The following is an 11,962-nucleotide window of genomic DNA, read 5'->3' on the forward strand; positions in this document are numbered from 1 at the left end:
AACCCCCCCGCCATAATGGCGGGCATGGGTCACGACCACACCCGACACCCGGTAATGTTCCTGACCGATATTGACTTCAAAATCACGATGACGCGGAAAGAAGATGTTGCGCAGGCCTTCAAGAACATAGGCTCCCTTGCCGATCAGGCGTTTCAGGCGCAGCGACACATTGGCCACCGTATCCGCATCGGCGCCCATACCGACCATCAAAAAGAATGCCCGACCATTAACCAGTCCCGGACGCACCCAGACCATGCCGGGATTGTTGATGTAATCGGCAATTGCCCTTGCCTTGATCTCAAGACCGACCTCAACCGCCAGCACATTGGCCGTTCCAAGCGGAATAATACCAAGTGGCGGGACTTCGTGCCCTTCGATCTGGGCATCAAGCAGCCCGTTCAGCGCCTCATTCAAGGATCCATCACCGCCGGCAACAAACAGACGTTGATGCGCGCGGACCTTGCGCGCCAGTTCACGGGCGTGTCCCGGATGGGTGGTTTGAAGCAAGTCCACTTTGACACCGGCATGTTGCAGTATCTGGGACAAAAACCGTTGTTTGTTGCCCCCGGCACGCGGATTAAAGATGACAGTCACGTCCGTATCGGGCATCTGGACCAACTTCCGAAATAAAAATGAAATAAATTTTTCATGCGCCCTAACATATGAAATAAAAAATGTAACAGTTGCTTTACAGAACCGCGAAATTTCTGTGAACGGGTTATATAATCGCATGATTTGTTTTAAACGGATACTGGTTGGGGACAGTATTCGGCAAGACAAATTGTCGAATTCCAGCCGTCCTTTTGGCAGGATACGGAGGAGCGGCAATGACAGCGATGACGCTGCAACCGCATTACCGCACGGTCTGGATTTCAGACGTCCATTTGGGGACACGTGGATGTCAGGCAGACCTTCTATTGGATTTCCTCAACGAAGTAACGGCAGACACCTATTATCTGGTCGGTGACATCATTGACGGCTGGCGGCTCAAGAAAAGCTGGTACTGGCCGGAAAGTCATCATGCCGTGATCACGACAATCATGGAAAAGGCAAAGAATGGCGCCAAAGTCATCTTCGTCCCCGGCAACCATGATGAATTCGCCCGTGAGTTTGTCGATATGACATTCGGCCATGTCGACGTCAAAATGAACGACATCCACGTCACGGCTGATGGCAAACGCCTGCTTGTCATTCATGGCGATGAATTTGACGGGGTTGTCAAATATGCCAGGTGGCTCGCCTATCTGGGTGATACCGCATACAACCTTGCCATCACCCTGAACCGCCATTTCAACAACCTGCGCCGTCGCCTCGGCTATGGGTACTGGTCGCTTTCGGCCTATCTCAAGAACCGGGTCAAAAACGCCGTTCAGTTCATCTGCAACTTTGAAAATGCCGTCGCCCACGAAGCTGCCAAACGCAAGGTGGACGGCGTGGTTTGCGGACACATCCATCACGCCGAAAAGCGCGAAATCGGTGATGTGCTCTATTGCAATGACGGGGACTGGGTCGAAAGCTGCACCGCCCTTGTCGAAGACATGGATGGCAAGCTTGAATTGCTGCACTGGGCTGAAATGCGCCAGATGGCCATGAGCCATTCAAGTCCCGGTCGCGATGCCGCAAGCGCGCCTTCGCTTGGCCTTGGCAAACTGATTTCCATGTTCCGCACCGCCCATAATTCGGGCTCTTCTGCATCAGGCTCATCGAAAAAGGGCAATGATGCACCGATTGGAAAGACTGCATGAAAATACTGATCGTAACCGATGCCTGGTATCCGCAGGTCAACGGTGTAGTCCGTACCCTTGAAACCGTACGGGGCGAGTTGGGCGAGATGGGGCATGACGTTCATGTCATCTCGCCCGATCAGTTTAAAACCATCCCCTGCCCGACCTATCCGGAAATCCGGCTGGCCCTTTTTGCCAAGCGCAAGATGGCCAAAATGATCGAGGCCCTTCATCCCGTCGCCATTCATATTTCAACAGAAGGCCCACTGGGTCAGGCTGCACGGGCCTATTGCCTGAAAAACGGCATTCCGTTTTCGACCGCCTATCACACGCGCTTCCCGGAATATATTCACGCCCGCTGGCGTCTGCCGCTTTCGATCCTTTATCGCGGCATGAAGCATTTCCACGGCAAATCGCAATCGGTCATGGTCGCGACCGAAACCCTGCGCCAGGAACTGTCCGACTGGGGCTTCAAAAACCTGCACATCTGGTCACGCGGTGTGGATCTTGATCTGTTCCGCCCCCGCCCGGACGCCAGCTTTGGTGACTTCCCCAAACCGCACTGGCTGTTTGTTGGCCGTGTCGCGGTGGAAAAGAATATCGGCCATTTCCTTGACCTTGATTTGCCCGGCACAAAGTTCGTTGTTGGCGACGGCCCCCAGCTGAATGAACTCAAGGGCAAGTATCCCAACGCGCAGTTCCTTGGCAAAAAGGTTGGCGAGGAACTGGCAACAGCATTCGCCGCGGCGGATGTTTTTGTTTTCCCCAGCAAGACCGACACATTCGGGCTGGTGATCCTTGAGGCACTGGCATCAGGCACCCCGGTTGCCGTCTTCCCGGTTCAGGGACCAGCAGACATCGTGCGCGACACCAAGGCCGGGGCGATTGATGCCGATCTTCGCGAAGCTGCCTTGGCCGCACTGGATCTTAAAAGCGAAGATGCCCGCGCACTGGCCGAACAATATAGCTGGCGGAACTCGGCCAACCAGTTCCTGCACAATCTCGCACCGTTTTCCGGTGGATTTGACGGGATCGAGGCGGTGCGTGTGTCGCTGGATGATGTAGCATGCGCCAGCATGACAAGGCCGGATGCAACCGCCGACGACCGGGGTACCGACGCAAATACAGGGAACGCACCCATCGGCCAACCTGCGCAATAGGCCAGGAATTCACGCCTAACGGTAAAGGCTTTTGCGCAACGTCCGATAGGCCCAGAGCCCGTTCAGCGCATCCGTGCCCAGCCAACGGCGGAACGGACGCAGCAGCAGGTAAATCGGCCGTAAAAGACGGACCACCTTACGCAGCGGCACCAATTGCGATGCGGTTTCGCCAGCGGCCTGAACATATGCTTGCCACCCGGCCCGCAGCAGTTCCGGGCGTTTCTTGAATTCGCGCTGGATGGAAAAGACAAACAGCAAAACATCGCGCGCCTGTGCATCGGCAAGCGGCATACGCGCGTTCGGGTCTTCTTCGAAATCAATAAAACCGATCTGACCATCATCACGCAGGGTCATGTTGCGCAATAGCGGCGCACCATGTGCAACGCCTTCGCCATGCAACCGTGCCAAGGCCTTGCCAGCATCGACAACATACGCGCGAACGGCTTTATCATCACCTTTCAGCACGTCATCTTCGATACAGTTTTTCAGAATGCGGCCATTGTCGCCAATGGCAATCCAGTGATCTGCGACATCAATCAGATCAGGGACCAGAACGCCAACCTGGGCTAGTTTGCGTAATGTTGCAGCTTCGCTTTCAAGGCCAACCTGTCCGCCCGGCGACACCGTCGGGCGCAATAACGGGATGCCTGTAATATTTGCCGCAAAACGCTGAACCCGGTGCCAGACCTTGTGCTTGGCTCGAACAGATTGCTTCACCCAAATACGACGGTTGTCCCAGCGCAGCGGAAAGACACGCGCCCCCACACCCTTGGCAAGGGTACGTTCAACAAGTGCGTGGAGTTGCTCGTTCATTTATTTGTCTTATATGTCGCAGTTGGCAATCTGCTGTAATGCAGACCATTTTTGTGTCCGTTAAAGCGTTTCAGCAGCTTGCCGCCCTTGTCCGAGCGTGCTAGCAACAGCGCGTGTAATTTACTTTTATAATGCCGTATCCATAACGATAGTATCAGTTCGATACAATCTGGAAATGGCAAAGAAGGCCGGGATCAAATCATTGCCAAAGAATTCGTTGGATCATACTGCAGAACACTGGGGTACCTGGCCGCTGGTCAAGCGTATCGTGCGAGATGCGGTTGCCCCCTATTTTGGCAAAATCCTGCTTGCCCTTCTGTGTATGGCAGCGATGGCCGGTGCGACCGGTCTTTACGCGCTTTTGATGGATCCGATCATCAATGATGTTTTCATCAACAAGAAGGAACACATGCTTGTGCCCGTTGGCGCGGCGGTTCTTGGCTCCTTCGCGCTCAAGGGCTTTGCCAACTATGGCCAGACCGTTTTGATGAGCTATGTTGGCGGGCGTATTCTGGCCGATCTGCAAAACAGCCTGTATGAGCATGTCATTCGGCTGGATATCGGATTTTTCCACAGCACCAATACCGGCAAGCTGATCACACGCTTTACCAATGACATCACTGCAATGCGTGCAGCGGTTTCAAACTCGCTCACCGGGTTTGGCAAGGATCTTCTGACCGCCATCGTTTTGGTCGGCGTCATGTTCTACAAGGACTGGCTGCTGGCGATTATCGCCTTTACCGTATTTCCTGCGGCAATCTATCCGATTGCGCGGCTGGGCAAGCGCATGCGCAAGGTTTCCGCCAACACCCAGCAACAGATTGGCGAATTCGCCACTCTGCTTGAACAGACCTTCCAGGGCATCCGCCATGTGAAGGCCTACGGCATGGAGCCCTATGAATGCTCGCGCATGGGCAAGCTGGTTGAAACCGTCTTCAAACTGAGCTTCAAGGCATCGACCGTCAGCGCACGTTCTTCCCCCATCATGGAGACACTTGGTGGTGCCGCGATTACCGCAATCATCATTTATGGTGGTAGCCGCGTTATTGATGGTGCAAGTGATCCGGGCAGCTTCTTTGCCTTTATCACCGCCCTGCTTCTTGCCTATGAGCCGGTCAAACGTCTGGCGAACATCAACATCACCCTGCAGCAAGGCCTTGCTGCATCCCAGCGTGTTTTCACAGTTCTTGATATCGAACCAGAAATCAAGGACGCCCCGGATGCCAAAGACCTTGTGGTTTCGGGTGGCAACATCAACTTCAAAAACGTTGCCTTTGCCTATACCCCTGAAATCACAGCGCTGCGTGAGATTGATCTGGATATCAAGGCGGGCGAAACCGTGGCCCTTGTCGGCCCATCGGGTGCCGGTAAATCGACGATCCTCAACCTGATCCCGCGTTTCTATGAAATTGATCAGGGGGCCATTACCATTGATGGTCAGGACATCCGCAATGTGACGCTTGAAAGCCTGCGCAAGGCAACCGCACTTGTCAGCCAGGAAATCACCCTGTTTGACGATACAGTGCGTGCCAATATCGCCTATGGTCGTGCTGGCGCATCGGATGCCGAAATCGAAGAAGCCGCGCGTCAGGCCGCTGCCCACGACTTTATCGGACAGCTTCAACATGGCTATGACACGATTGTCGGCGAGCATGGTGTGAAGCTGTCGGGCGGGCAGCGTCAGCGTATCGCCATTGCGCGTGCGATGCTGAAGAACGCGCCGATCCTGTTGCTTGATGAAGCAACCTCGGCCCTTGATACGGAATCCGAACGCCACATTCAGGGGGCGCTGGCCGAACTGATGAAGGGGCGTACCACCCTTGTGATCGCGCACCGTCTGTCGACCATCGTTGATGCCGACAAGATTTGCGTCATCAGCAACGGGCGCGTCACCGAACAGGGCAAACACGACGAATTGCTCGAACAGGGAGGGGCTTATGCCCATCTCTATAACTTGCAATTCTCGGAAGAAAACGGAAACTGATCCGGGCAACTTCGGGACAAACTTGCGTGCAGTGGCATAAACGGATCATAAAAAGCGATACAATGCGCAGCACACTGTGCTGGCTGGCGGCATCGTATGTGCGCCTGATGCGGACCACAGGACGCTGGCGCACCGAAGGCGGCGACCATCCGGCCCACTATCTGACAGAAGGCAAACCGTTCATCGTTGCCTTCTGGCATCAGCGCCTGTTGATGATGCCCTATACGTGGCGATCTGTTGGCGGGGACCGGCCGTTTAACATGCTGATTTCATCGCATCGTGACGGGGAAATCATTTCTCGTACGATTGCGCGGTTTGATATCAAGACCATCGCCGGATCGACCGGCAAGGGCAAAGGCGGTGCCGCAGCCCTGCGCCAAATTCTTAAAGCGTTGAAAGCTGGCGAAGTTGTCGGCATGACCCCCGATGGCCCGCGCGGTCCACGCATGCGGGCATCGGACGGCATTATTCAAGCCGCCCGAATGGCCGGTGTTCCGATTTTCCCGCTGACCTATTCGGCCTCTAATCGCAAGGTCATTCAAAGCTGGGATCGGTTCATTTTACCGCTGCCATTTTCTCGCGGTGTTTTTCACTGGGGCGATCCGATCTTTGTCGACCGCAAGCTTGATGAAGAAGGCATGGAAGCCAAACGGGTTGAGCTTGAAAATGCCCTGACCGAGCTCACCCAAAGAACCGATCAGTCATTGGGTCTTGATGTTATCCCGCCTGCTGCGCCCGATGAACTCCCCAAACAAAAGCGATCGGCCATTGCAGCGGGGGAAACAGGGTCATGAGCCTGTTTTACGCCTATCGCGCGGCAACCCGCCTGCTTGGTCCGGCGCTAAACCTTTATCTGAACCGTCGCAAGAACCGCGGCAAGGAAGATGCAGGCCGGATCGGTGAACGCTTTGGCCATCCGGGCGCAGCCCGCCCAAAGGGCCATCTGGTCTGGATACATGGTGCCAGTGTTGGTGAATCTCTTTCCGCCTTGCCGGTGATTGATGAAATCCGCCGTCGTTATCCGGACGCTTCCATTCTGGTGACCACCGGAACGGTCACATCGGCGACCATGATGCACGCGCGCCTGCCCCATGGGGTCATTCACCAGTTTGTCCCGATTGACCGCCAGGTCTGTGTCGCACGTTTCCTTCATCACTGGAAACCTGATGTCGCGCTTTGGCTTGAAAGCGACTTCTGGCCGAACCTGTTGACCAAGGCAAAAAAGGCGGGCGTCAAACTTGCCCTTCTCAATGGCCGCATTTCCGAAAAGAGCTTCAAGGGATACTCCCGCTACCCGTCCTTCATCCGTCCCGTTATTTCCGCCTTTGATGTTATCCTGACGCAAAGCAGCGACGAGACCGAACGCTTCGAAAGCCTCGGCGCGACATCGGTTCAAACGGTTGGGAACCTGAAATTTGCCGCCCCGCCGCTCCCGGCAGATGAGGCGGCCCTTTCCAAGCTGCAGGAACAGATTGGCACCCGTCCGGTCTGGTTGGCCTCAAGCACATTCAAGGGCGAAGAACAGATTGCCGGCGAGGTACACAAAAATCTTGCCAAGGACCATACAGGGGTCCTGACCATCATCGTCCCGCGTCATCCCGACCGCGCAGATGATATTGAATCCGATCTGGTCGCGCAGGGTCTTCAGGTTTCGCGTCGCAGCCTTGGCCATGACATCACCCCGGGGACGGACATATATCTTGCCGACACCATGGGCGAGCTTGGCCTGTTTTACCGGATTGCGCCGGTTGTCTTCATGGGCAAAACCCTTTGTGTCGGCGGCGGGCAGAACCCGCTTGAACCAGCACGCCTTGACTGCGCCATCCTGCATGGCCCGGATATGAGCAATTTCGCGGCCATCAGCGCCGAGATGCTGGCCAGCAGCGCATGTCGTCCTGCAGCCGATGGGGATGACCTTGCCCGACAAGTTGCAGCACTGCTACGCGACACGGAAAGTGCCAAAAAGGTTGCGAAAGCAGCACTGGATTACGCAAATTCCAAGGCAGAGGTCCTTGATCGAACACTTGATGCCTTGCGCCCCCTGATGGCGCAAAAGGACATCAAAGAGGTGGATTATGCGTGACCCGGAATTCTGGCGACATGAAGGTATTATCCCAAAACTTCTAAGCCCGCTTTCCGCGGCTTGGCGGGCGGGCACGTGTTTCCGGAACCTGACCACAACCCCGCGTCATCCCGGTTGCCCGGTTTTTTGCGTTGGCAACTTCACTGTCGGCGGGGCCGGAAAAACACCCACCGCTGTTGCGCTTTATAACCTGCTGACAAAACTTGGGCGCACGCCGCATTTCGTTAGTCGCGGTTATGGAGGATCCATCGAAGGCCCACATCGCGTCGATCCCGATGCGGACACGGCTGCCAAAGTCGGGGACGAACCGCTTTTACTTGCCCATCACGGACCCGCCTGGATTTCACGCAACCGTGCGCTCGGTGCAGAAACGGCGCGAAATGCCGGGGCGAATGCCATCATTTTGGATGATGGCTTGCAAAACCCGTCCCTGATCAAGGATTGCAGCTTTGCCGTGATTGACAGCAGTTATGGCATTGGCAATGGCCGTGTCATGCCTGCTGGCCCGATGCGTGAATCCCTGATCAGCGGCCTTGAGAAGGTGCGCGCCATCATCCTGATTGGCGACAAGACACCCGAATTCATTGCGCACCTCCCGGCGTCGGTTCCGGTGCTTCGCGCCGGAATAGAACCGATCAACGGCGCGGAGTTCGATCAGTCCCGTGTTCTGGCCTTTGCCGGTATTGGTCGGCCTTCGAAATTCTATGACAGCCTCCGAAAGGCAGGCGCGCAAATCATCCAGACACGTGATTTTTCAGATCACCACCCCTTTACGGCGCAAGAGCTTGGCGATCTACGTGCCGAGGCGGCACGGCTTGATGCCAGACTGGTCACCACCCAAAAGGATCTGATGCGCTTGCCATTACAGGACCGGGACGGCATAAGCAGTCTCGACATTCGTCTGGTGTTCGAGGCACCAGATCAGCTTGCAAAGATTGTGACATCAGTACTTGCCGATGGATAAGAACAGCCAACTTTACAAAATGCGCCAGAAATACATCTCCCACCCGCTGCAGGGTTTTGGAGCGTATCTGGTCTACTGGATGTTTGCCCTGATGCCCGTTGACATGGCATCGGCGGTTGGTGGTTGGCTTCTGCGTACCTTGGGCCCCAAAGTCGGCCAAACCAAAAAGGCGCGCAACAATCTGGTTGCGGCGTTTCCGGAAAAATCCCCCGAAGAGATCGACAAGATCATTGTTGGAATGTGGGACAATCTTGGCCGTTCGGCTGCCGAAATTCCCCACCTGCATAAAATGCGCCCGGGTGGACCCCGCATCGAAATCGTTGGCATTGAAAACGGCCTTGCCACCAAGACCGATGGCAAACCTGGCCTGTTCTTTTCCGGTCATATTGGCAACTGGGAAGCGACCATGTGCATTGCCGAGGTGCTTGATATGGACATGATGAGTGTCTATCGCGCGCCGGATAATCCGTGGGTAGAAGGCTTGTTCATGCGGGCGCGCAAAACCTTTAAGGGACAACTGGTCAAAAAAGGCCCGGAAGGCGCACGCAAGCTCACGCGCTATCTGAAAGATGGCGGTCATGCCTGCATGCTGGTTGATCAAAAGATGACAGACGGGATCGCCGTGCCGTTTTTTGGCCGCGATGCAATGACAGCCCCCGCACTGGCACAGTTTGCCCTTAAATACGATGCGCCAATCATTCCTGTTCGTTCAGAACGCCTTGATGGTGCGCATTTCCGCGTCACGTTCTATCCGCCACTTGAAGTCACCAAAACCGGTGACCGCCGCGCCGATACTATGGCAACCATGACCGATGTGAACGCCACCATGGAACGCTGGATCCGCGAGCGCCCTGAACAATGGCTTTGGCTGCATCGGCGCTGGCCAAAATAAATACCGGTGCCAGACGATTTCGTCCCAATATTAACAGAATAAGAACCCTGCTCACGCAAACTGCGGGTTCGCTTCCTGTCGAACGCGTCTCCGGAGCTGCCCTTTCTTGCGCCGTTTATTGATCATTTTGTGTCTTATCCTTGCCGGGTCGATCTTTGTCGCCTGGCCAACAATGGCACTGGATCAGGATGACACCAGCATTCGCGATACCGCGCGCGATATCCGCCTGAAGATTTCCGATCTTGATCAGCAACTTAAGGAACATCTGCGCCGTGCCCTTGAAGAATTCGGCACGCGTCCGGTGGAATGCACCACGGATCAACCACGCAAATCACTTTCGAAATGCATCGAAGAAGACGCCCGTGATCTGACGCGAACGACGATCACCATTGCCTCATCCGGTGGGGATGATGCCGACCTTCTCGACGATCTTGCCGATACCGAAGAACGCTTTGCATTGTTCACACGCGAAATGAACAAGACAAATGACCTTCTGGCACGTGCAGGTGCGAAACTTTACCTCACCGGCCTTGATGTCGCGCCAGAAATGGATCAGCTGCGCCGCGACGTCATTGTGTTTATCGAACGCAAACAGGCCTACGAACTGCGCACCAAGCAGGCACTACTGATTGCAACCGTCGCCATCATTCTGATCGCGATCTTCTCGTTGATTTTTGCCGTTATTCAGCGGTTCAGGTGATTACGACCTGATGCCCGTTGCGGCGTCCATCGCCAATGGCCGAAAGATTGTCACCCCCAAGACTGACCTTGGCCGCGTGTACGCCGCCAAAGAACATGTCCTCACAATCCCAGCGTTGTTGATTGGCAAGGCTTAAGCCGTCAAGCAACGCGCCATCAAACCCGGGCTCAACCGATAAAAGTTCATCTTCCACATGCATGCGCGGCGCCGAAATCGCCCCGTGCAAAGTCATGTCAAAGGCATCGATGTTAAGCAAAACTTGCAGCATGGTTGACCGGATACGGTTTGATCCGCCCGAGCCAAGCGCAACCGATGCCCCGTCTTCGCCCAAATACAGCGATGGCGTCATCATCGAGGTCATCCGAACGCCGCATGGCCAGTTATGAAAGCCCTCCGGTGACAGATCTGCCTCACCCAGCATGTTGTTCAACATGATACCGGTTCCGGGCACAACCCGCCCGGACGTGGATCCGTTTGAAATGGTCGCTGCAGCAAGATTGCCCTTGGCATCCACGACAGAAATATGGGTCGTACCCTGCTGACTAAGCGGACGTTCGCCAATCATCGATCGATACCGCTCGCAAAGCTCATCGCCCAGAATCGACGGGCTCGCCCCGTGATCCCCACGCGCAAGACCTGTTGCATGAAGGATCCGCGATATCGCTTCAAGATGGCGTTCAGAACCAAATGCCCCCAGCGCCATTTCACGGGCCAGTTTCAAACCAAATCCGACCAAAACCCCGCCCGATGCCGGTGGCGGGTTTAAAACAAACCGCCCCTTGCGCCCGGTGATCAGCAAGGGATCGCGCACCAACACACGATAGTCCGCCAGATCCTGTGCTGTCAGGTACCCACCATGCTCAGCACATTCGCGCACAAGCGCAGTACCAAGGTCCCCCTGATAAAAGCCCTTTGCCCCGCTTTCGACCAAATAGGCAATGCTGTCAGCCAGGTCGGATTGACGGTGAGCCACACCGGCGTCCAGCAACTCGAAACTGTCGGGATCGGTTTTGCCTGCCTTGCCAAAGACCTTCCGGCTATCTGTGGAAAAGGCCAGAAGCGGTTCGACAATCCCCATGACATAGCGTTGAAATGCATCAAGTTTGACGCCATTACGCGCCGCCTCAATGGCGGGCTCCACCAGTTGTGCCATTGGAAGTTTGGCAAGATCGTCATGAACCGCGAACAAACCGGCGACCACGCCCGGTGTTGCCACCGATCCATAGCCGCCATGAAATTCCTGCGTCACACCACCGGCAAAGGTCGCGAGACGGCTTTCAAATTCAAGGTCTTCGCGTGATCGCTTTTCAAGCGGGGTTTCAACAAAGAAATCATAAAGCCGGGGCGTCTTCCCGGCAGGCCTGGCCATGACAAAGCCACCACCGCCAAGGGAAGCCAGAACCGGCTCCGCCACACAGGCCGCCCACATTGCGGCAATCACCGCATCAAAGGCATTGCCGCCTTCTTCAAGCACACGGGCCGCAGCACGTGCGGTAACTGAATGTCCTGCAGCAACGGCCCCGTGGGTTTTCATGATTTTGATTTCCCGTCAGTTATTGGCGTCTGCCGTCTTTCGCACTTCTTCCATCGGCGGGACCAGCAATTGGGCATCAATTCTGGCTGACCCAACATTGACCCGCCA

At 55.5% G+C, this 11,962-nt stretch carries 11 protein-coding genes; 8 read left to right on the plus strand and 3 right to left on the minus strand.

Features of this window, described 5'->3' with window-relative positions:
* Nucleotides 1–609: diacylglycerol kinase family protein (locus AUQ43_RS06450; RefSeq protein ID WP_304440664.1), on the minus strand; the 609-nt coding region annotated here is incomplete at its 3' end.
* A 218-nt stretch (nucleotides 610–827) separates the two neighbouring features.
* Between AUQ43_RS06450 and AUQ43_RS06455 the strand changes: the two genes are divergently transcribed.
* Nucleotides 828–1,745, plus strand: a complete 918-nt coding sequence (locus AUQ43_RS06455; protein WP_062955451.1) for a UDP-2,3-diacylglucosamine diphosphatase — start codon at nucleotides 828–830, stop codon at nucleotides 1,743–1,745.
* Nucleotides 1,742–2,884, plus strand: coding sequence for a glycosyltransferase family 1 protein (locus AUQ43_RS06460; RefSeq protein WP_062955452.1), 1,143 nt, complete (start codon nucleotides 1,742–1,744; stop codon nucleotides 2,882–2,884). The genes AUQ43_RS06455 and AUQ43_RS06460 overlap by 4 nt, the downstream gene beginning before the upstream one ends.
* A 15-nt stretch (nucleotides 2,885–2,899) precedes the next feature.
* On the opposite strand, the gene AUQ43_RS06465 is transcribed toward AUQ43_RS06460, so the two are convergent.
* A complete protein-coding gene (locus tag AUQ43_RS06465) occupies nucleotides 2,900–3,697 on the minus strand; it encodes a hypothetical protein (protein ID WP_062955453.1) in 798 nt (265 codons plus the stop codon).
* A gap of 175 nt (nucleotides 3,698–3,872) precedes the next feature.
* On the opposite strand from AUQ43_RS06465, the gene AUQ43_RS06470 reads away from it, so the two are divergent.
* The 6 genes from AUQ43_RS06470 (at nucleotide 3,873) to AUQ43_RS06495 (ending at nucleotide 10,320) form a co-directional block, all read left to right on the plus strand.
* A complete protein-coding gene (locus tag AUQ43_RS06470) occupies nucleotides 3,873–5,681 on the plus strand; it encodes an ABC transporter ATP-binding protein (protein WP_062955454.1) in 1,809 nt (602 codons plus the stop codon).
* 62 nt (nucleotides 5,682–5,743) lie between these two features.
* Nucleotides 5,744–6,475, plus strand: coding sequence for a lysophospholipid acyltransferase family protein (locus AUQ43_RS06475; protein WP_062955455.1), 732 nt, complete (start codon nucleotides 5,744–5,746; stop codon nucleotides 6,473–6,475).
* Nucleotides 6,472–7,764: a 3-deoxy-D-manno-octulosonic acid transferase gene (locus AUQ43_RS06480; RefSeq protein WP_062955456.1), complete on the plus strand. Its 1,293-nt coding sequence runs from the start codon at nucleotides 6,472–6,474 to the stop codon at nucleotides 7,762–7,764. Before AUQ43_RS06475 ends, AUQ43_RS06480 begins: the two co-directional genes overlap by 4 nt.
* Nucleotides 7,757–8,728, plus strand: a complete 972-nt coding sequence (gene lpxK / locus AUQ43_RS06485) for a tetraacyldisaccharide 4'-kinase (RefSeq protein ID WP_062955457.1) — start codon at nucleotides 7,757–7,759, stop codon at nucleotides 8,726–8,728. The genes AUQ43_RS06480 and lpxK overlap by 8 nt, the downstream gene beginning before the upstream one ends.
* Nucleotides 8,721–9,620: a lauroyl acyltransferase gene (locus AUQ43_RS06490; protein ID WP_062955458.1), complete on the plus strand. Its 900-nt coding sequence runs from the start codon at nucleotides 8,721–8,723 to the stop codon at nucleotides 9,618–9,620. Before lpxK ends, AUQ43_RS06490 begins: the two co-directional genes overlap by 8 nt.
* Nucleotides 9,621–9,726: 106 nt before the next feature.
* Complete coding sequence (locus tag AUQ43_RS06495) at nucleotides 9,727–10,320, plus strand: hypothetical protein (protein WP_062955459.1); 594 nt, start codon at nucleotides 9,727–9,729, stop codon at nucleotides 10,318–10,320.
* On the opposite strand, the gene AUQ43_RS06500 is transcribed toward AUQ43_RS06495, so the two are convergent.
* Complete coding sequence (locus tag AUQ43_RS06500) at nucleotides 10,313–11,854, minus strand: gamma-glutamyltransferase family protein (RefSeq protein WP_062955460.1); 1,542 nt, start codon at nucleotides 11,852–11,854, stop codon at nucleotides 10,313–10,315. The two genes, AUQ43_RS06495 and AUQ43_RS06500, sit on opposite strands and share 8 nt — an antisense overlap.
* Between the last annotated feature and the right edge of the window lie 108 nt (nucleotides 11,855–11,962).

This window comes from Thalassospira sp. MCCC 1A01148 (assembly GCF_001613795.1).
Lineage (GTDB): Bacteria > Pseudomonadota > Alphaproteobacteria > Rhodospirillales > Thalassospiraceae > Thalassospira.